The organism is Acinetobacter sp. AYS6 (assembly GCF_025630795.1).
GTDB lineage: Bacteria > Pseudomonadota > Gammaproteobacteria > Pseudomonadales > Moraxellaceae > Acinetobacter.
Map to the genome: position 1 here is coordinate 61,912 of NZ_JAOTNV010000010.1, position 20,841 is coordinate 82,752.

16 protein-coding genes are annotated in these 20,841 nt (G+C 38.7%); 5 read left to right on the forward strand and 11 right to left on the reverse strand.

Features of this window, described 5'->3' with window-relative positions; all coding sequences use genetic code 11:
- Position 1: 1 nt before the first annotated feature.
- From smc to OD757_RS16055, 3 genes are all read right to left on the reverse strand, one after another.
- On the reverse strand, positions 2 to 3,451 hold the full coding sequence (gene smc, locus OD757_RS16045) for a chromosome segregation protein SMC (RefSeq protein WP_263032474.1): 3,450 nt from the start codon (positions 3,449 to 3,451) through the stop codon (positions 2 to 4).
- Between the two features lie 10 nt (positions 3,452 to 3,461).
- Positions 3,462 to 4,157: a GntR family transcriptional regulator gene (locus OD757_RS16050; protein ID WP_263032475.1), complete on the reverse strand. Its 696-nt coding sequence runs from the start codon at positions 4,155 to 4,157 to the stop codon at positions 3,462 to 3,464.
- A 256-nt stretch (positions 4,158 to 4,413) separates the two neighbouring features.
- The gene (locus tag OD757_RS16055; protein ID WP_004794252.1) at positions 4,414 to 5,217 is read right to left on the reverse strand and encodes a sulfite exporter TauE/SafE family protein; all 804 of its coding nucleotides are present in this window, start codon (positions 5,215 to 5,217) and stop codon (positions 4,414 to 4,416) included.
- Between the two features lie 30 nt (positions 5,218 to 5,247).
- Between OD757_RS16055 and OD757_RS16060 the strand changes: the two genes are divergently transcribed.
- Together OD757_RS16060 and OD757_RS16065 are read left to right on the forward strand one after the other, a co-directional pair.
- On the forward strand, positions 5,248 to 6,000 hold the full coding sequence (locus OD757_RS16060; RefSeq protein WP_263032476.1) for a biotin--[acetyl-CoA-carboxylase] ligase: 753 nt from the start codon (positions 5,248 to 5,250) through the stop codon (positions 5,998 to 6,000).
- Positions 6,001 to 6,014: 14 nt separating this feature from the next.
- Positions 6,015 to 6,749: a pantothenate kinase gene (locus tag OD757_RS16065; RefSeq protein WP_263032477.1), complete on the forward strand. Its 735-nt coding sequence runs from the start codon at positions 6,015 to 6,017 to the stop codon at positions 6,747 to 6,749.
- Between the two features lie 49 nt (positions 6,750 to 6,798).
- Here the strand turns inward: OD757_RS16065 and ffh are convergent, their stop codons facing one another.
- Positions 6,799 to 8,214, reverse strand: coding sequence for a signal recognition particle protein (gene ffh, locus OD757_RS16070; protein ID WP_004794257.1), 1,416 nt, complete (start codon positions 8,212 to 8,214; stop codon positions 6,799 to 6,801).
- 140 nt (positions 8,215 to 8,354) lie between these two features.
- Here ffh and OD757_RS16075 point away from each other — a divergent pair, with 140 nt between their 5' ends.
- Both OD757_RS16075 and OD757_RS16080 read left to right on the forward strand, forming a co-directional pair.
- Positions 8,355 to 9,164, forward strand: coding sequence for an inner membrane protein YpjD (locus tag OD757_RS16075; protein WP_263032478.1), 810 nt, complete (start codon positions 8,355 to 8,357; stop codon positions 9,162 to 9,164).
- A gap of 84 nt (positions 9,165 to 9,248) precedes the next feature.
- Positions 9,249 to 10,193 carry a tRNA dihydrouridine synthase gene (locus tag OD757_RS16080; protein WP_263032479.1) on the forward strand — a complete coding sequence of 315 codons (945 nt, stop codon included), beginning with the start codon at positions 9,249 to 9,251 and terminating at the stop codon, positions 10,191 to 10,193.
- Between the two features lie 78 nt (positions 10,194 to 10,271).
- Here OD757_RS16080 and OD757_RS16085 read toward each other — a convergent pair whose 3' ends face one another.
- From OD757_RS16085 to OD757_RS16115, 7 genes are all read right to left on the reverse strand, one after another.
- Positions 10,272 to 11,225: a DUF6160 family protein gene (locus OD757_RS16085; protein WP_263032480.1), complete on the reverse strand. Its 954-nt coding sequence runs from the start codon at positions 11,223 to 11,225 to the stop codon at positions 10,272 to 10,274.
- Positions 11,226 to 11,383: 158 nt separating this feature from the next.
- Entirely contained in the window at positions 11,384 to 13,795 is a 2,412-nt protein-coding gene (locus tag OD757_RS16090; RefSeq protein ID WP_263032481.1) for a DUF6160 family protein, read from the reverse strand.
- Positions 13,796 to 13,827: 32 nt separating this feature from the next.
- Complete coding sequence (locus OD757_RS16095) at positions 13,828 to 14,553, reverse strand: hypothetical protein (RefSeq protein WP_263032482.1); 726 nt, start codon at positions 14,551 to 14,553, stop codon at positions 13,828 to 13,830.
- A gap of 15 nt (positions 14,554 to 14,568) precedes the next feature.
- Positions 14,569 to 16,611 (reverse strand): hypothetical protein, encoded by a 2,043-nt coding sequence (locus OD757_RS16100; protein WP_263032483.1) that lies wholly within the window; start codon positions 16,609 to 16,611, stop codon positions 14,569 to 14,571.
- Positions 16,612 to 16,842: 231 nt separating this feature from the next.
- The gene (locus tag OD757_RS16105) at positions 16,843 to 18,318 is read right to left on the reverse strand and encodes a hypothetical protein (protein ID WP_263032484.1); all 1,476 of its coding nucleotides are present in this window, start codon (positions 18,316 to 18,318) and stop codon (positions 16,843 to 16,845) included.
- Between the two features lie 296 nt (positions 18,319 to 18,614).
- Entirely contained in the window at positions 18,615 to 19,184 is a 570-nt protein-coding gene (gene dcd, locus OD757_RS16110) for a dCTP deaminase (protein WP_003653416.1), read from the reverse strand.
- A gap of 114 nt (positions 19,185 to 19,298) precedes the next feature.
- Entirely contained in the window at positions 19,299 to 19,892 is a 594-nt protein-coding gene (locus OD757_RS16115; protein WP_263032485.1) for a LysE family translocator, read from the reverse strand.
- A gap of 363 nt (positions 19,893 to 20,255) precedes the next feature.
- Here OD757_RS16115 and OD757_RS16120 point away from each other — a divergent pair, with 363 nt between their 5' ends.
- The gene (locus OD757_RS16120; protein ID WP_009393937.1) at positions 20,256 to 20,825 is read left to right on the forward strand and encodes a DUF2062 domain-containing protein; all 570 of its coding nucleotides are present in this window, start codon (positions 20,256 to 20,258) and stop codon (positions 20,823 to 20,825) included.
- Positions 20,826 to 20,841 lie beyond the last annotated feature (16 nt).

Consider the following 20,841-nt stretch of genomic DNA (forward strand, 5'->3'; position numbering starts at 1 on the left):
TCTATGACTCCGAAACTAACCCGTATTCTTTTGCCTGTTCTAAATCGACAGTGACTAATTTTGATGTACCCGGTTCAGGCATGGTCACACCCAACAAATCAGTTGCCATGGTCATCGCCAGCTTATTATGTGTAATGTAAATGAATTGTACATGTTCAGAAAGCTCTTTTACCAAATTACAATATCTCTGAACATTCGCATCATCAAGTGGTGCGTCCACTTCATCCAATACACAAAACGGTGCCGGATTTAATCTAAAAATCGCAAATACTAATGCTAACGCTGTTAAAGCCTTTTCTCCACCGGAAAGTAATGCTAGAGAACTATTTTTCTTACCCGGTGGTCTTGCCATCAGTTTAACACCAGATTGCCAGTCATCTTCAAGACTTAAATTTGCTTCACCACCATTAAAGACCTTTGGAAACAGATTTTGCAACTCTTGATTAATCTGATCAAAGGTTGTCATAAACAACTTACGAGTTTCCTGATCAATGCTTTTCATCGCATCTTTTAGTTGAGTTACCGTATTTTCCAAATCTTGAATTTGGTGACTCAACTCATCAAAACGCTGGGAAACCTCTTCAAACTCTTGTGAAGCAGCAAGGTTAACCGCACCGATTTTTTCAAACTGTTTCTGTACTTTTTCCAGTTTTTGCTGGTGGTCGGTTAAATCGATTTGTAAGCCTTTTTGGAACTCAGCATTTAGCTCTTTAAGCTGTTCTTGGTAATGTTCACGGTCTGACTTAGCTGCTTGCCATGCCAAACGTTTTTCTTCAAGTTGTTCTCTGAGCTGCTCATCTTTTTGTTGATATTGATGACGCTGATCAGTCAAGGTTTGTTGTTTTTCCTGCACACTATTGAGTTCGAGCTGCCATTCATTCCAGTTCTTTTGCAACTTTTCAGTTTGGACAAATTGCTGCTGAAATTCCGACTCAAGATTTGGTAACTCTAACTGAATAGGATCAACAAATTTTTTCGCTTGTTCCATTTGAGCATTAATTTGCTGATATTGACTCTGCAAGAATGAAATATCTTTTTCAAGCAACTCAATTTGTTGAGTCGTTTGCGTGCTGTTACGACGTAAAATTTCACGTTCTTGTTGTTGCTGATGCAAACCTTGCTGCTGTTCTTCTAGCTGCTCTGTTAACTCTTCTACCCGAAATTGCAAAGTTTTATAGTCAGGTAAAATGGTTTCAAGCTTGATTGCTAATGCATGTAAATCAATCTCCAGATCATCTTTTTGCATTGCATCTTCTTCAAGCTGCATGTCTAACTGAGCTAACTGATCTTTCAATTGCTGTTTTTGCAGTAAAAATGCTTGTGCTGCGGTTTGCTGTTTAGCAATTTGCACATCAAGCTGTTGTAAGTCTTTTTGTTTTTGTTTAACAACTTGCTGTTTCTGTTGCACATCAGACTGCAACTGCCCTAGTTCATCTTTTTGCTGAACTAAAATTTGATCTAATGCTTGTAATTCAGGTTGCTGCTTTTCAAGAGCTTGTTCGATTTCATCTAGACGAATGCGATGGCTCAGCATACCTTGTGCACTTTGACTCTCGTCATCATACATAAGGGCAATCACCCAATCCTGTCCAACATGATAGCCATCTAAAGTCAAAATAGACTGACCATGTTGCAGTTGGTTTTGCTCATTTAAAGCAGTAGTCAAATCTTGTGCAATCGCTACATTCGAAAAGATTGATAACTGTGGCGACGCAATCCAATCATTTAAACAATCTAAATTACCTTTAAATTGACTTGTTTGCTCGGAAGGTTTTAACTGGCGAGCAACTCCTTCTTGAAAAGTTTGTTCGGTCTCAAGAATATGGGCTTGTAACCATTTCGCTAAAAACTTCTCAACAATCTGCGCATATGGTTTACCTTGCTCTGTTAACTGTAGAGCCTGCATTAAACGTAGTGCATCTTGATGTTGCTTTGGGCTTTGCTTAGCAACAAGTTGGCTTAAGTTTTTCTGCTCTGATAATAAAACCTGTATTTCTGTTTTCAGGGTTTGTTGTTGATTTTTACTTGACTGATGTTGCTGTTGAGATTGCTCTACACGTAGCAATTGTTGCTCAATTTCAGCCTCTAACGTCGTGATTTCATGACAAAGCTGTTGTTGCAGTTGCTCAAGCCCACCCTGCTCATCTTCATGAACATGCGTTTGAATTTGGCTTGCTTGATGTTGTAGCGTTTCTTTTTGCTGCTCAATTCTTAGAACATTTTTGCCTAACTGCTCAATTTGGGCAGACATCTGCATTTTTTGCTGCTGTTGCTTTTCAACCTGAGCTTTTACTTGTTCAAACTGTTGTTGTGCTTGTTTTTGCTGGGCTTGTAAATCACCAAAGTTTTGCTCAGCTTCTGTTGCAGTATGCTCAATTGCAGTTAATGCTTCAGTTTGTTCATCTAACTGATTATTCAACGTTTCAAGCTGTAACTCTGAAAGCTGTAAACGTTCTTTAGTTTGGAATTTTTGCTGTTCTAATTGAATGAGTGTCGTACTGTTTTGCTGGTATAAACTCTGTTTTTGTTCCAGAGTCATTTTCAGTTCAGATAGTTTTTTTTCAGCTTGTTGCCACTCTTGTTGTAGTGGTGAAGACTGCTGAATGAGTCGTTGAAATAAAGCACTGGTTGCTTCTAAATCATGTTCAATCGTGCTTAACTCTGAACGAACTAATTTAAAAGTTTCGCCCAACTCATTCATTTGAACAGTATATTCTTCTTGTAAGCGTACGCTTTTATCTGCCTGAAAAGACAAAATTTCAATTTTTAGGGTCCGAATCTGGCTTTCCAGTGTTTTATATTGAACCGCTGCTTCTGATTGACGTTTAAGCGTCTTCAGCTGTGATTTTAACTCGAGGGCAATATCTTCTAAGCGTGAAAGATTTTGCTCAGTATGTTCAAGATGTTGCAAAGTTTCACGTCGACGAGCTTGATAGCGAGAAACACCTGCGGCCTCTTCAATAAAGATACGCATTTCTTCAGGCTTGGCATCAACCAGACGGTTAATCATGCCCTGTTCAATCACCGCATAAGAACGTGGCCCTAATCCTGTTCCCAAGAAAATATCGGTGATATCACGACGGCGGCAGCGTGTGCCATTTAAGAAATATTCGGACTTACCTTCACGGGTGACCTGACGACGAACCGCTAACTCATTATAAGCATTATATGATCCACCTAACTTGCCATAGGTATTATCAAAACGTAGCTCAACACTCGCCACGCCCACTGGCTTACGCTTGGAAGTTCCTGTGAAAATAACATCTTGCATGCTACCACCACGTAGCTGACGAGCATTTGATTCACCCATCACCCAACGAATGGCATCAATTACATTTGATTTGCCACAACCATTTGGACCAACCACTGCTGTGCGGTTCGCCTTAAAATTTAAAGTTGTACTATCTGCAAAAGATTTAAAGCCGGAAAGTTTTAAACTGCTTAAACGCATAATGCCCTAACTAGCGGCGTGAGCGTCTTGCCCAGGCCAATTCAATCTGTTTCATTCGTGTCAGCGATTCCAACACAAGGTTACGTAAGTGTCGACAAAAATCTTCCATAAATAAAGCGGCTTGTTGTGATTTTCGGATCAAAATTGCATCAGTCACGAGTTTAAATAATGCAAATGCTTCTTGTAGTTCCCGCTTAGAGGTATTTAAGGTCAAAAAATAACTGCGACGTAGTGAAGGTAGTAACTCTTTATAAAACTTCATTAGGTAAGGGTTACCTACCATATCTTGTTGTTCAGCTAAATATTCGAAAACACCATCATAAAATTTTTCGATATCTCCTGCTTTTACATGCTCAAGAAGTTGTTCCAACAATAGCTGCAATTGATCTGCTTCATGTGCGCGCCATGTTTCACTGATGCGTTGAACGATATGCCCCAATAACATCACGTTTGTGTCAAACAGTGCTTTAACCTGCTGTGCAGACATTTCTGAAACAATTGCCCCGCGGCGTGGAAATATCTCAATTAAATGAGTACGCTCTAATAATAACAATGCTTCACGAACTGACCCCCGGCTTACATCAAGCTCTTTGGCAATACGTAGCTCTTGGATACGTTCACCTTCAACCAGCTCGCCACTAATGATCTGTTCGCTAATATATTTGACAATTTGCTCAGAAAGACTTTCTGTCTCTTCGAGATTCATAAATCACCCGCTACTTTTTATATGCATTAATCCATGCTTTTCTTTCGCATCCTTGTTTTTAACTGATCACACCGATTAAAAACTATGTCATTGTCTGACAATTTTATTGCATTTTAAGCCAACCCATTTAAAAACAACATCAAAATCGGATGAATAAAATTCTCAAATGCTCTTATATTATTTAATAAAAAAAGCTCGAATTTCTAAAAATTCAAGCTTTTACATTGTAGTCTTATCAAGATTATATTTTTAGTCTCTAGTGCATAATCCCTTTATAAATAAAATAACTCCCCACCACGACTAATAAACAGGCAAAGCATTTTTTTAACATTTGCGGTGACAATGCATGGGCAACTTTTGCTCCAAATTTTGCCGTAACAAAACTCATAACACTAATGCCAATAAACGCATAGATGTGCACATAACCAATCGTGTTAGGTACAGAGATGTGTTCTTTCGCACCAAACCACATAAAGCCAATTGCACCCGCAATAGCAATGGGTAAACCACAAGCTGCGGAAGTCGCGACTGCTTTTTGCATGACGACACCATGACGGTTTAAATACGGAACAGTTAAGCTACCACCTCCAATACCAAAAATTGCAGAGGCAATACCAATGCCACCACCCGCCATAAATTGCATAGGGGTTGAAGGAAGCTGACGTGTTGGGTCAACAACCACATTTGCCCCTTTAAACATGCGATAGGCCATCACAACTGCAAAAACGCCGATAAGAAGTTGCAAATGTTGACCAGACATCAAATCGGCAATGCCTGCCCCTAAAAATGAGCCGATCACTAACCCAGGCGCTAAATTACGAAAAACAGGCCAAAGTACTGCACCTTTTTTATGATGAGCCGAAACAGAACTAAAAGACGTCACAATAATGGTTGCAAGCGATGTTCCAACTGCAATATGCATGATTACCGCTGGGTCATAGTGCAATTGGGTAAAAACGACATAGAGGATTGGTACAATAATTAGTCCACCGCCTACCCCAAACAATCCGGCAGTAAAACCAGCAATTGCGCCAATGAGTAAATATATGATTAACTCCATAAATGTTTTACCACTCTGCTCATATTCAACATGGATTTAGAGACTCGCCAACTACAACAACTTTTAAGCGCAAAAAACCAGCTTCCAGAAGTGGTTTTATTAAAAGCAACCACAACTTCGACCAATGATGATATTCGTGAAATTGCCCAAAAAGGCATTACAACGGGCTTGGTTTGTAGTGCTCAACAAACTCAAGGGCGAGGTCAACATCAACGGCAATGGATTTCACCTGAAGGAAACATTTATTTAAGCACATTGGTGCAAACTCGAACACCCTTAGATGGCCGCTTAGCACTTGAAGTTGCTCTAAATATTCTGCAAATCTCCCAGTTACAAGCGCTGAATTTGCAAGTGAAATGGCCAAATGATTTGTATAGTACGCATGGAAAATGGGGTGGAATTTTGGTCGAACCGCTTTCCCAGCATCAGGCTATTGTGGGCGTAGGCATTAATTTAAAAACACCACCAGTGACTGATAGTGACCAACCGATTACCTCTCTAGAGGATTTAGGTCTAGAACAAATGAGTCGTCTTGAACTTATTTCAGAGCTTTATGTCGCGATTCAAAATGCAGCTCGTTGGTTTGATCATGGTTGCTACAACTTGGCTGGACGTTTTAACCACCACGCTGCATGGCTTAATCAGTTAGTTCAATTCGAACATAGTCAGGGATTGGTGCATGGCCGTTTTGTTGGAATTTCCAACGAAGGTGCAGTAATTCTTGAAACCCCAGAGCCGCAACAATTTTATCAAGGTCGCTTAAGACCACAAGTGAATCAATAAACAGGTGTTCTTCCATGAAAAGTTTATGGCTTGATATCGGGAACACCCGTTTAAAGTATTGGATTACTGAAAATCAGCAAATTATTGAACATGCTGCAGAACTGCATTTGCAGTCCCCTGCCGATTTATTACTGGGTTTAATTCAACACTTTAAACATCAAGGACTACATCGCATCGGGATTTCTTCGGTTCTTGATACCGAGAACAACCAACGTATTCAGCAGATTTTAAAATGGCTCGAAATTCCTGTTGTTTTTGCCAAAGTTCATGCGGAATATGCTGAGTTAAAGTGCGGCTATGAAGTTCCAAGTCAGCTCGGTATTGACCGCTGGTTGCAAGTACTCGCTGTAGCTCAGACTAATGAAAACTATTGCATTATTGGATGTGGAACAGCCTTAACAATTGATTTAACGCAAGGTAAACAGCATTTAGGTGGTTATATTCTGCCAAATCTTTATTTACAGCGCGATGCACTTATTCAAAATACAAAAGGCATTAAAATTCCAGACTCAGCTTTTGATAATTTAAACCCAGGCAATAACACAGTCGATGCAGTACACCACGGTATTTTGTTAGGCCTCATTAGTACAATTGAAAGCATCATGCAGCAATCTCCTAAAAAATTGCTCCTTACAGGTGGAGATGCTCCTCTTTTTGCTAAGTTCTTAAAAAAATATGATCCGGTCGTAGAAACTGATCTTTTGCTCAAAGGACTACAGCAATATATTGCTCATTATCCTAAAGACTAGAATATAGAACAAAATAAAAGGCGCTATATGCGCCTTTTATTTTATAAGTTTATTTCTTTTGGTCGTTGTTGCCAAACAGTGGGCCCATTCCGCCGCCACCGCCGCCGCCAAATTGTTTTTGCATATTGCCTAATGAACGCATCATTTTGCTCATACCAGATGGATTCGCAAATTTCTTCATCATTTTAGCCATTTGCGCTTGTTGCTTAATGAGTTTATTTACTTCAGCAACATCCATACCACAACCTGCCGCAATACGCTTTTTACGACTTGGGTTCATTAGGTCCGGATTACGGCGTTCTTTAACGGTCATCGACTGGATAATTGCTTCCATTTTCTTGACCTGTTTTTCAGGATTTGCTTGCTCAATCGCCTGCTGAATTCCTGCACCGCTCATGCCAGGCAACTTATCTAAGAAGCCCATCATGCCGCCCATACTTTTCATTTGCTCAAATTGCATCAGCATATCTTCAAAGTTAAAGCTGCCGCCTTTTTGCAATTTTTTAGCCATTTTTTCGGCTTTTTCTTTGTCGATTTTGCGTTCAACTTCCTCGACTAAAGAAAGTACGTCACCCATGCCTAAAATACGTTGAGCAACACGATCTGGATGGAATGGTTCTAAAGCATCAAGCTTCTCACCCATACCCAAGAACTTGATTGGCTTACCCGTAATTGCACGTACAGAAAGCGCTGCACCACCACGTGCGTCACCATCAGTTTTAGTAAGAATTACACCCGTAAGTGCCAGTGCATCATTAAAGGCTTTAGCTGTATTTGCAGCATCTTGACCTGTCATGGCATCAACCACAAACAAGGTTTCAGTTGGCTTAACGGCAGCATGTAATTCTTTAATTTCGTCCATCATGTCTTCATCGACATGCAAACGACCTGCGGTATCGACAATTAACACATCAGCAAACTGGATTTTTGCTTGTTCAATTGCACGATTAACGATATCAATTGGCTTTTCAGAAGCATCTGATGCAATAAAACCTGCACCAACTTCTGCTGACACAGTTTCTAACTGTTTAATTGCTGCTGGACGGTAAACGTCCGCAGAAACCGTCATTACTTTTTTCTTTTGACGCTCTTTTAAGAAACGTGCCAACTTAGCGGCAGTTGTGGTTTTACCCGCACCTTGTAAACCAGCAAGTAATACAACAACGGGAGGCTTAGCACTTAAATCAAGTGTTTCATTCGCCTCACCCATCATCTTGGTAAGTTCGTCATAGACAATTTTTACAAATGCCTGGCCTGGTGATAACTGAGTCATCACTTCTTGGCCCAATGCCTCTTCCTTAACTTTCGCGATAAATTCACGAGTTACAGGTAACGCGACATCGGCTTCAAGAAGTGCCATACGTACTTCACGTAAGGTATCTTTAATATTGTCTTCGGTCAGCTGCCCTGAGCCAGTAACATTTCTTAAACTCTGTGTGAGTCGTTCTGTTAAGGTATCAAACATTGCAAAATCCGCTTAAAATGGCTAGTTGCAAAAAAATCTTTCTCGAAATAGAAAATTTATGCATAGAATGCTATAGGATACTTTAGTTCGCAGCGAATTTATATCTTATATAGATGAATTAATCCTGAAAAAGGTTTGACATGATTAGCCTCCCCTTGGTTTACACAATTTTGGCACTCATCGCATATACCACTTCTTTCTGGTATTTGTTTATTCGTTTAATGTCAAAACGTGAACCAAACCCATGGTTATTTGCTTTTATTGCAACTTTGGCACTTCTGTTGCACGGCACAGTTTTATGTCATGCCATGCTGACACCAGCCGGAATTAACTACGATGTTTTTAATTTAGTATCGTTTACATCGTGGCTTATGCTGTTGTTAAGTTTAATTTTTAGTATTTTTCGCCCTATTGTACCGTTAAACTTATTAGGTATTCCTGTAGCCGCTATTGGCCTTATTTTAGGTTTTGCATTTAGCCGACCAAATCAGTTTATTGAGCAACATTCCCTAGGTCTTGATACTCATATCATTCTTTCTTTATCTGCTTACGCAGTTTTACTGATGGCAACCATTCACGCTATTTTGCTATGGTTTCAAAATCGTGAACTCAAAAAGAAACAAAAAAAACGTTTTTGGGTCAATTTACTTCCGCCAATTCAGGCGATGGAGTCTTTGTTATTTGATCTGATCATTACTGGGTTCATTTTATTAACGATTGCACTCACTTTTGGTTTCTTGACGATTGATAGCTTCTTTGCACAGCATCTTGCTCATAAAACCGTCTTTAGTATTATTTCATGGATTATTTATGGCTCACTCTTAATTGGCCATTACAAACTCGGATGGAGAGGTCAAAAAGCGATTCGTTTTACCTTAATTGGTTTTGTGCTTTTGGCGATTGGTTTTATTGGTAGTAAATTTGTGCTTGAAATGATCTTGGGCCGTTAAGTAAATTAAAATTTCTTCGATACTAGACAGCGTTATACATATCCCGTATAACGCTGTTTTCTTTTTACTCAGGTGACACAGACTGTGAAACTCATACTCGCTCCAATGGAAGGTTTAACTGACCCGATCATGCGGGATACACTCACATCTGTTGGTCATTTCGACTGGTGTGTGACCGAGTTTATTCGCGTTACAGACAGCATTTTGCCAGATCATATTTATTATAGTTTTTGTCCAGAATTAAAAAATGACGGCAAAACAGCAGCTGGCACCCCTGTCCATGTCCAGTTTCTAGGTAACAATCCAGATATGCTGGCAGCAAATGCAGCAAAAGTTGTAGAGCTTGGTGCACCAGCCATCGACCTTAATTTCGGTTGCCCCGCAAAAACTGTAAACCGACACCGCGGCGGCTCTGTTCTTCTTGATGAACCCGATGTTGTACATATGCTGATTAAAGCAGTGAGAGATGCAGTACCTGCCCACATCCCTGTGTCAGCAAAAATGCGTTTAGGTTATCTAGATGAAAATCACACCATGGAAAATGCGCATGCTGTTGAAGATGCGGGTGCAAGTTGGTTAACAGTTCATGCACGCACTAAAGCAGATGGCTATACGCCACCTGCCTATTGGGAAAAAATTCTGCCTATTAAAGAAGCTTTAAAAATTAATGTAATTGCCAACGGTGAAATCTGGACCAATGCTGATGCTAAAGCTTGCCAGCAACAATCTGGCTGTGAAGACTTAATGATTGGCCGTGGTGCGGTAACGACTCCAGATTTAACCCAATGCATTCGCCAAAATATGGATGAAGCGTTATTTAGTTGGGAACAACTGGTTGATTTACAAATTCGTTTTTTAAACGGTCAGGCAAAAACAGAAATTGGTATGGTGGGTCGTTATAAGCAATGGTTAGGGATGATGACGAAAGCCTATCCACAAGCTAAAAACTTATGGGACCAAGTTAAACGTATTAAAGCTTTAGATGAAATTGTTCAACAATTAGAACACACCAGATCAGATGTTATTTAATTCAGTATAACTATAAAAAGAGGGCGATTGTTTTCACAACCGCCCTCTTTCGTATTTCAGGTTAAGTTATTATTTTTTCTAAAAGCCACTTACTTTCATTTTAAAGTCAGTTACAGAAACGCCAGTGACACCAAAACTCCCCATAGAACCGTTAGGCAAGTTATTAAATGTCGTTGTACTTTGGGTTCCCATATTTCCTAAAGTGACATTGTTAAATGAAGCATCGAACTTACTAGATACGCCTGTATTTCCAAAGGTTAATCCAGTTGGATCAACCCCTGCGTAAAAACCATCAAGTACAAAACCTGTTGAGGTATTTGTGCCAGCAAATTTAAACCCGAATGTAGCACCCGTATTATCAGACACTAAAGTAATTGGACAACCCGCAGCAGCAGAACAAATAGATTGAATTGCACCACCAAATTTAACCATCACTGATTGAGCAGCATGGCCAAGCTGAATATTTAAACGAGGTTTATTGGTTTGTACAAAGTTAATATCTAGATTGCCAGTAGAACGGATCAGTTCTTTTACTCCCGTATTTACTGTCGTTCCTGAACTAAAAATTGATTTTGGTGCATAACTTGTTAATGCATAATCGGATGGACTAGATAAAGATGCACTTGGGGCTAAATAAACTGAAAAAGGTAAAAGTCGAATACCGTTTACATCACTCCCCATAGATACAGCTAAATTTAAAAAAGGATTTCCACCACCAGCATCGACATCCATTGCAATATTAAAAGAAGGATTACTCGATACAGCAGCTTTAATAAACTCTATGCCAGGAACTGGATTTGTAGAATTCCCTGCAATGACAAAGCCAGCCTTACTGTTATATGAAGTTGAGGCAATACCGTTTGTATCAATCAGAGCGACTTGATTAAACTTAACTTTATCAGCCTGAATACCTAAGGTTAAACCATTTTGGCCAGTCGCGGCCGCAAGACTTTGATCATCTAAAGGCTGCATTGCAAAAACACTTGAACTACTGGCAAGTAGCAACCAGCACCCTATATTTTTATTCTTCATGTCGCTCTAATCCTTAAGAGACAAACGATTATTATTTGTTCAGACTATCAGAATAATATTCAAGTACAAAGCAATTATCCCTATAACCCGACGAATGCAAATCTAATCACATTAAAATAAAAACTATAAAAAGTGGCAATGGCTGCCACTTTTTTTGATTAGTTAAAAGCACCATTTCTAGGCACAATACTAAAGCTACTATTTAAACGTCCACCCGTAATCGCAAGCTCGCCTAAACGTGCACCTGCACCAGTTGAAGGTGGGTAGAAGTTAATATCTTTAACACGTAATGCGCCGTCGATACTCTTATCAGGATTAAAATAAACCGCTGTATTTACGCCAACTTTACCTAAACCACTTGCACTGTCTTTACCAACAACTAAAGCAGTATTAAACGCAAGTTTGCCTGTAATATTATCAAAACCAATTGCAGAACCATCGATCGGATCACTAATTTGAACTGTATTTCCAGTTGCTGTGGCAGGCATGGTGAAATCGCCCAATACAGTTAAAGCACTACCATCTGCAATTGAACTGTTTGGTACGATCGATAAGTTAAGATCTCCGCCTAAACGCAGTTTTAGACCAAATAAGACATCATTATTTCTGGCAAAGTTATCAATTGGTGAGGTACATGAACCGGTAGCTGGACAAGTTTTATATTTTGCCCCCGGTAAATAACCTGCTGCAATTTCAGTTGATAAAGCAAGTAGCATCTCTTTTAAACTAATATTAAGACTGCCATTTTCTAAACCAATGCTACCATTGCCTTTGACGAACATATCAATGTTACGTAATCCCATATAATAGTCAGTAGGACTACCGCCATTATTAGCATTTGGAGAACCATCGATTAATAAAACCGAGGTCGTTTTGGTTCCAGTCGCATCACGTCCTGTAGTTCCAGCTGCAACACCAAAACCTAGACGCGAAGTCGTTCCAGATGTAGCAACAACATTCTGAACAGGTTTACCATTGGCATCTTTTGTATAGTAATAAGCACTATTTGCTGGCGCGTCTAAACCATATACAGCGGCATTAGCATTTAAGTTATAAAAAGGTAGTGCTAAGCCCCACTGGTTGTTTGCACCATTGTCTGCAAACTGATTTGCAGGAGCCACATTCGCACTTGTCGTAAAACGACCACGTCTTGAAAATGCTTGAAACTCTGCTCCACGCATCGCAAGAATCAAGCTAAACGGATTATTAACCGTATCACGGTGAATATTATGCTGATAATCAGCAGCTGTCGTTAAAGTACCGCTACCTAAACGGATTCCGTTTAAAGTTGCGTTAGCTGGCATTAATAAGGTTTTTGTATCTGCAAGATTTAGATAAATATTTCCGCTGTCGAAATAACCACGTGTAGCAGAGTTAAGTCCTGTTAAATTACCAAACTCGAAACCGTAAGCATTCAGACCTGCTCCACCAATTTCTAAAGTGGTTGCTTTACCATCTGCGCCTAGCATTGAATCATTATCTTTGGTGAACTCACCTTTCATGCGAAAAGCAATGCCAGAATTACCTAAAATACTATTACTTGAACCTGTACCAGCAGCTGTATTTGCTGTACCTAAAGTGGTGGTATCCGCAGTACCATCTATCCCACGAAGCTGTAGATAACTATTTACCATACGTCCGCTAGCACCTAAACGAATCAAACCTTTCGCATTTTGTGGGCTATTAGTTGCATCTAAAGCATAAGGGTTAGTTTTATCTACATTCGAGCTGAGCATCACCTCAATATTCAGGCCTGAATTGGTTACTTTGCCACTACTGTCAACATATGTACCCGCAGTTAAACCAGAAGCTGAATCTGCTACACGGTTAAAATCAACATAGCCATAGGTAGTATTCGGAGTTTGCCCTACACCAGCAACATTAGTTCCAGTATTTGTCTGTAAAACTAAGCCACGAGTTGGATCAATCAACATGGCTCCTTTACCAACAAAATTAAAGTTAAAATTTCTTAAAATTAACTGATTTAGCTGGCTGCGAACATCCAATTGCCCTAGATAAATATTGGCATTATTAATACCAAGTGTCATGCTTGACTGGCTATTTGCATTAAATAACCCATCTTGGGTTGTAAGTGCCAAATTTAAAGGAGAGGTCGTTTGAATAGCCAACTGCCCTAAAGTTGGCGAACATGTAGCTGAACTATTACAAACTTTAAAGCTATTTACAGTAATAAGTGATGGACTACTTTGCATAGAAAAGTCGAGTCCAGTTTTACCCGTAGTTGGGTTACTCCCCACATCTAAACGATAATTAGTGCTTAAAGGTTGGCTAGATGCATTACTTTTTTGGACTTTTACTCCACTTGCTTGAGCTCTTAACACCTGATCAGCACTTGTTGGTGTGCCTGCATGGTCATCCCAGTAAGCATTATCAATATTAATTTCATTAAACGTAGTTTGAATAGAGATCCCATCTTGTCCATTGACGGCACTCAAATCAGCATCTGTTAAAGCTTCTAAAGCATAAATTTGACCACTCACTAACAACATGCTGGTTGCTAATGTATTTAAAATAAACTTTGAGCTGTGATTTTCTTTATTTTTTTTCATCACTTCAGTTCCTTTGAAATCTACATTAACCCTTAACAACGAGGATGGCTACCATCACAGCTAAAGACCATGACTTTTCCTTGAATAGCCAAATTCCCATTCATCATTAAACCCATGAAACCAGTTTCACGCCCATAGTCATAGGCCGATGGAGTTGCTGTAGCAACTTGCTGTGCTGCACTATTAGCAGTCGCAGCATATGTCGGTTTTTTGAAATATGCATAATCATACATATTTGAACTCGAGCCTTGCGTTGTTGTTGAGCTGGTAAAGTTATCTTGCTCAATTGATAAAGCATTGAACCCAAAATTGCGAATTAAAATTGGCTGTGCTGCACTAAAACTAAGCTGAATAGCCGGTTTAATAATTTCAGTATTACTTTTATCAAGATACTTTAAATCAACGCCATCCAAGCCCATTTTTTGAATATTTAAAGTTCCTTGTACACCTTTAAACACAAGCCAAAGTTTATTACCACTATCACTATTTTCAGCCCAACCACTTGGCTTAGTTGCATCTGCTTGTACAAAACGTTTGTTAATCGCTAAACCTATATGACAGAACTCAACGTTCTCACAGACACCACCACTACCATTGTCAAAGACACCGTTAGCTGTCTGGTTTAAATTAAGCATTAAAGATAAATCGGCACCAGCTTGACCATTAATCGCTTGCAAAGCGTCATTATCTAAAGTTTGCAGCTCAGCATGAGTAACCGATGTGCAAAGAGCGAGGATCAAAGTACTTATTTTTTTCATATCAATCTCCTCCTCTTATAGACCTTTAGTTGTAAGTTTCAAGTGCTGAATTAAAACACCGTCAATAACACCTGAACCCATGTTATTACTAATGGCTGAACTAATTTGTGCTCCAGATAATTTATAGGTGTTCAAATCTGCATTTGGTGTAGTGCTATACCAACGCCCCCCTTCGTAACGAGCATCTGGTAAAGGTGTGCCGGCTGGTACAGTAAATTGAGCGCCATTCCCTGCATCAGCTAAGGTATAACCTGTATTATTTACTGTTGGGTTATAATAAGAGGTACTGTCAATACTAGCCCAGTTAGCACCCTGAGAATCAAATTTTAAGCCTGTGCCTGCATTTCCAGTCCAGCCCGTTGCTGTACGGTACTGCCAAGTATCGTAGCAAGTACCTAAGTTCAAAAATCCACAGTTATACTTACCAGCACGACGTTCCTGATTTTGCAGTTGGTAGAAATTTTGAGTTTGTATTGCTGCAGCAACAGTACCCGTAGGCAATTTACCAAATGAAATACCGACCGCATCTTGCGTATTGTTGCCTTTAAACGCTTCTAAAGTATTGTTCGAAGAATTATAAACAGTTGAACCAATTGAAATACTGCTATGGGTTGCACTAGAACCTTGGTAAGTTTTACCACCTAACGTGACATTGGTCCCACATTGGTAAATATTACAAGTTGAACCTAAGTAACTCGTATCAGCACCACTATAGTCTGTATAAATTTTCTTATAAATTTCAGGTTTATTTGGAATACGAGCAAGTTCTAGACTAAAGTTTTTACCATCTGAACTTAAAACCAATGGTTGATATAACGAGCCTAAAACAAGGTTAATATTTGGGTTATAGAGATATAAACCTTCATTCGCATCAAAAGTTGGTGCAAGCCCACCATTAATTGCAGGTGTTACCAAATTACCTTGAGTAGTTCCAGATTCACGCGTACTCAAACGTAATACATTATTCATAGCGCTGTCTGTTGGGGCAGTCCATGAACCAGTTGAAGTAATTGTCGTAGTTTGACTACGAATACGATACAACCAATCTGAACTTGGTGAATCATTACTTGGAGCGCCAGTATATTGAGTACTATAGCGATTTACCCACGACCCTACCGAAGATGTTGGAGTATTTGCAGTAATTGTTGCTCTTAAATTAGATGCATCGCCACTGTTTAAACGAATAACACCAGCGAAACCTAGAGTATCATTATAAAAAGGGCTCATTCCACCAGCAGATGTTGCCCCCCCTAATGTTTGGAAAAGCTGTAAACGACTGCCATTTAAGCTAAAGTTATTCCAAACTCCCTGTAAACGAAGACGGTTCGCACGGCTTGCATCCGTACTCGTACCAATTAAGCCATTTGAGTCGCCATAATTAAATTGGTCTGCTGCACCATTTATTTTATTTGGATTTCGGACAAAAATATCTGACCACAAACCTAATTTCAGCTTATAAGCATCTAAACCTACGGAATCTTTCGTTCCAACCTCATATAAAGGAGCTTCCAAAGCTAAATAAGTTACTTGGCAAGATGGATCACTTGCACCACTACAAGTAGCCGCACTGAAATTAGGTACTGAATTTGCTGTTGCAACTTTAAAAATCCACGGGTTAACCGCAGTACCCCAACTCGAAATTGCAGCGGCTGTATCAGTAGACGCGATGCGAGTATTTGTATCATTATCGGATTTGGAAAGCGCTAAACCATAAAGAAAAATATCTGCTTTACCAACAGCGCGATCACCCGAATCAATCGAGCCATTTTTATTGGTATCTGCTGCTGTCATACTCAAAGGACCGACAGGTACATAATTGATATAACCAGTATCTTTAGTACGATCAGTTAATATCTGACTTGAGGTTTCATTAGCGCCTGCACCACGAAATACCATATAGGCATTCTGTGGCAAGATAGCAATACCTTCACCTGTAGTTTCACTTAAGCCCGCATCAGAAAGTTCTTCGAGTGCGAAACTAGTTTGGCTTATACAAAGCCCGATTAAACTTGCCAAAACGGTTTTTTGAAACCTTACCGTATAATTAAGTGTAGTCATCTTGACCTTCCTGTTTTATACGATGCCGCGCACCATATTTATTTTTCTTTAACAATCCTTGATGTCAGGTGAATCTATCCTTTTCACCTTAGACGAAGGGGCAAATCCAAAAGATAATGCCAACCTTTCCACATTTCTATTATGCGGAATATTTGCACAAATGCAAAAAAAAGCATGTAAAAAATTACTTTTCCGATGAATGTAAAGCAGCCTAATCTACTTTCTCGGAATTTAACAAAAAGTTAAACCTGAACCATGGCAGTTTGGCTTAAAGTTTTGATTCGTTAACTGCAAGTTGCTTAAATTTAATGTGAGCGGACTATTTTTTAAATCAATAGTACCAATATTTACATCCAAATCACCTACACTTAATAATCCTAATAAATCATAAGTTTGTGCTGGATTAGCTTGTAGATAGGCAGAAACAGCTGTTGAAATTTGTGGAAATAGTGGTGAAATATCAATCGCATCTTGCGGAATGATGTTACCAATGTTAACTGGATTTGCAAAAGACATCCACCAACCTTTTTGAGCCACGTCATCTGCTTTCGCACCTGGCCATTGGAGCATTTGATTTTGTAGAGCAAGATACATTGGTGAATTAATTGGTAAATTATGAATAAGACCCAATGACTGAGTTAAATTTAAATTCGCAGTAATATTTGAAATCGTACCATTCATATATACATTAGGAAATTTAGAACCTTTACCTGCTATGGCACAAGCTAACAAACTACATTCTGTTACTGTAGCTTCTACTTTACCACCTTGAGTATAAATACCTGTTGGTTCAGGATAAGCGGGATCATGCGGGCCTGCTGCATTATATTGCACTGTCCCATCGACCGGATAAGAACTACTATGTCCGACATAAATATTAGGAACTTTCACTGGTGCGGATAAAACTTTGGAGCTAACTCTATTACCATTGACCTGAATAGGAGCAATTTCAAAATAGTTATTTTGAATGCCAGGAATATTAAATCCACCATTAGAAGTAATAAAACTTACCTCAGCTGCTCCTCCTAAACCCAAAGCCTGTAAACGACCTGTAACTGCATTTGTTCCATATAAATTGTCCCGAGTTGCAGAGGTTGTCGCATAACCTTTAATTAAACCACTACTATCAGATTGAACTTTCATATAACCAGAAATCGAGTTAATCCCATTTGGCCTAGATGTATTTTCAGTACCTGCTGTAAGCAAGCCGATAAATTTCTCAGCACTTAATCTTAAACCTGCGACTTCACGGGTTGATGCAGAATTAGGATTTTTAATTGCAAACTCTATGAACGGATTTGTTAAAACAGCAGAAGATGAAGCACGCTCTTCGCTAGTCATGGCCAAAGGATTGCCATTCGCATCGAACTTTTGACCACTTAAGCTTAGATTATCAATATCAATATCACAGCCACCAGCACCATTAACACCGCCACAACCTAACTGTAATTTACGAATATTGGTGTTAATTTCTAGTTCAGCTTCCAAACCTAATTTATAGAAACCAATATTACTACTGTTGTCACGTAGCTTTTCTAAATTTGCAGAGTCCGTTGGTGCAATATAAGACATACTCATTAAAGCTTGGCCACGAGTTGCGGATAGTTCCGAATCTGACATAGGGACTAATGTAGAAGCAGCATAAGCTGAAGAAAAGCATAAGCTTCCAAGCGCTATCGCTACATGAAGAGACGTAAACTGTCGCATGGCCGACCTCCGTATCCGTGGGGGCATAATCCTGTTTAATTTCTTTTTATTTGGTCTGCCTGAATTTAGTAGATATCTAAACAATTACTACTAAAAGACAACCGATACATTTGCTTTTAAATTCTGTGATGCAGAACAAAAAAACAAATCAATTATTGATCATATTATATTATTTTGTACAAAAGGAAACTGTCATTTATCACTATTCCGATAAACGCACCTCATGTAAATTTTATTCATAAAATTGGGCCACCTAAGCGACCCATTATTTTAAAACTCTTCTTATCTAAGAAAAATTATGTCTTAGGAAGTGTAACGCCTGTTTGACCTTGGTATTTACCACCACGGTCTTTATAAGATGTTTCACATACTTCATCACTTTCAAAGAATAGCATCTGTGCTACACCTTCCCCTGCATAAATACGGGCAGGTAAATTAGTGGTGTTTGAAAATTCTAAAGTTACGTGGCCTTCCCATTCAGGTTCTAATGGAGTCACATTCACAATGATACCGCAGCGAGCATAGGTCGATTTACCTAAGCAGACTGTCAATACATTACGAGGAATACGGAAATATTCGATTGTACGCGCTAAAGCAAATGAGTTTGGCGGAATAATACAAACGTCAGACTCAATATCGATAAAACTTTTGTCATCAAAATTCTTTGGATCGACAATTGCTGAATGTACGTTAGTAAAAACCTTAAATTCACGGGCACAGCGTACATCATAACCATAGCTAGAGACCCCGTAGGAAATCAACTTTTCACCATTTTCATCAAAACGGACTTGATTCTCTGCATAAGGTTCAATCATACCGTGTTTTTCGCTCATCTCGCGAATCCAACGATCAGACTTAATAGCCATGTATTTTCTATCCAAAAGGTAAGTTCATTGATTTCGACGTACTTTAACTTAAAAAACCAATTATGAAAACAACGCAAAGCTACTCAAACAAATAAGAATAGCTCAGCGGCACCTTTAAAGGTTCAGTAAAGCAGAATAACTAATTGGAATTGAAAAGCTGACTAAAACAAGTGAAGCAGTTTTTTGTAAATTAGTTTGATTTAACCAACCCACTTTCTTAGACGCTAAAACTGAACCTAAGAAAATCCAAAATAAGGCAATTGGTGTAATAAGCACTAAGTAAGCCATCATGTGAACCAAATAAATATGAAAATCACTCCATGCAGCTACAGGAAAAATTGCTGAAGCAAAGAGCAAAGCTTTTGGGTTCAATAAGGTTGCGCAAAATAATTCACGAGTACGAATCGTAGGCTGGTTAAATTCTACTTCTTGATTTGCCGTATGCCATAACTTAATGGCTAAGAAAATAATATAGCAAGCACTCAGTAGCTTAAGAATAGGCGGTAGCAATGGCAATGTGGTAGACACTTTCCCAATCAGCATTCCCCACGCAGAAATAGAGATCACATACCCCAAAACTTCTGCTGGAATAAGTTTTACTGACTTCCTTAATCCTACTTGCACGCCTGAAGAAGCAAGCAAAGTGTTAGTTGGACCAGGTGTAAGTAAAATTGTGGCTACTAAGCCAATAAAAAGCCATGAAATCATTGAATGACCTCACAATATAGTCATCTCAGATTAATAGATATCCAGTCATATGGCAAAAGGTAATTGTAAAACAAAATTTTTAAAATCGTCTTTTAATTTAAAATAAAAATAATAAAAACATATATTTATTTAATTAACACAAAAATTAGTAAAGAAAACTTTACGGTCAGTTCTGAGGCTTTTCAAATAGATTCTGAGTTTAGTAACATAAGTATTTTCATTTTAAGTCTATTTTTCCATCAAAATTCTTTATAATAAAAAATATATAGTAATGGTAAGTTTAAATTTTAAGCTTTTAATAAGTTTCAATTCATATATTGTTTCTGATTTCTTTTATATAGAGCACTGCGCTCTACTATCTTAATGATTATGGCAAAGCATTTTTTTCAATCTTGGCTTCCCTCCCCCGAGAAAGTTTCAAATATGAAATTTCTAAGGATTTTTGGTAAAAAGACCCTTAATCCTGTGCTTTGGTATGTCAATCGAAAATCAATTACCCGCGCTGTTTTTGTCGGCACTTTTTTTGGTTTACTGCCTATTCCTTTCCACAGCGTATTTATTGTGATGGCGGTCTTACTATTTGAAGTAAATTTACCAATTAGCTTAATGCTGGCTTGGCTAAGCAATCCACTTACTTTAGTTCCAATTCTATATATTGGTTTTTGGTTTGGTGCCCATATTTTTCATGTGCATATGATCAACAAAGAAATGTTGTTGGGTGTATTGCACCAGATTTCCCGCTGGATTACTCATTTCGGGCATGGACACATTGATTTTAGTCTCGCGAAAATTTTAATGACAGGTCTGGTTGTCGAAGCTTTTGTATTTGCTGTCATTTTATATCTATCTACAGAAATTTTCTGGCGTTGGATGGTCATTAAAAACTGGAAAAGTAGACATCGCCATAAAAAGCAAGAAGAAGAGATTTTATAAAAATACCACTCTTCTT

Bases quoted from the DNA above. Each gene is read 5' to 3' on its own strand.
- smc (WP_263032474.1), bottom strand. From the start codon at position 3,451: ATGCGTTTAAGCAGTTTAAAACTTTCCGGCTTTAAATCTTTTGCAGAT.
- OD757_RS16050 (WP_263032475.1), bottom strand. From the start codon at position 4,157: ATGAATCTCGAAGAGACAGAAAGTCTTTCTGAGCAAATTGTCAAATAT.
- OD757_RS16055 (WP_004794252.1), bottom strand. From the start codon at position 5,217: ATGGAGTTAATCATATATTTACTCATTGGCGCAATTGCTGGTTTTACT.
- OD757_RS16060 (WP_263032476.1), top strand. From the start codon at position 5,248: ATGGATTTAGAGACTCGCCAACTACAACAACTTTTAAGCGCAAAAAAC.
- OD757_RS16065 (WP_263032477.1), top strand. From the start codon at position 6,015: ATGAAAAGTTTATGGCTTGATATCGGGAACACCCGTTTAAAGTATTGG.
- ffh (WP_004794257.1), bottom strand. From the start codon at position 8,214: ATGTTTGATACCTTAACAGAACGACTCACACAGAGTTTAAGAAATGTT.
- OD757_RS16075 (WP_263032478.1), top strand. From the start codon at position 8,355: ATGATTAGCCTCCCCTTGGTTTACACAATTTTGGCACTCATCGCATAT.
- OD757_RS16085 (WP_263032480.1), bottom strand. From the start codon at position 11,225: ATGAAGAATAAAAATATAGGGTGCTGGTTGCTACTTGCCAGTAGTTCA.
- OD757_RS16090 (WP_263032481.1), bottom strand. From the start codon at position 13,795: ATGAAAAAAAATAAAGAAAATCACAGCTCAAAGTTTATTTTAAATACA.
- OD757_RS16095 (WP_263032482.1), bottom strand. From the start codon at position 14,553: ATGAAAAAAATAAGTACTTTGATCCTCGCTCTTTGCACATCGGTTACT.
- OD757_RS16100 (WP_263032483.1), bottom strand. From the start codon at position 16,611: ATGACTACACTTAATTATACGGTAAGGTTTCAAAAAACCGTTTTGGCA.
- OD757_RS16105 (WP_263032484.1), bottom strand. From the start codon at position 18,318: ATGCGACAGTTTACGTCTCTTCATGTAGCGATAGCGCTTGGAAGCTTA.
- dcd (WP_003653416.1), bottom strand. From the start codon at position 19,184: ATGGCTATTAAGTCTGATCGTTGGATTCGCGAGATGAGCGAAAAACAC.
- OD757_RS16115 (WP_263032485.1), bottom strand. From the start codon at position 19,892: ATGATTTCATGGCTTTTTATTGGCTTAGTAGCCACAATTTTACTTACA.
- OD757_RS16120 (WP_009393937.1), top strand. From the start codon at position 20,256: ATGATTATGGCAAAGCATTTTTTTCAATCTTGGCTTCCCTCCCCCGAG.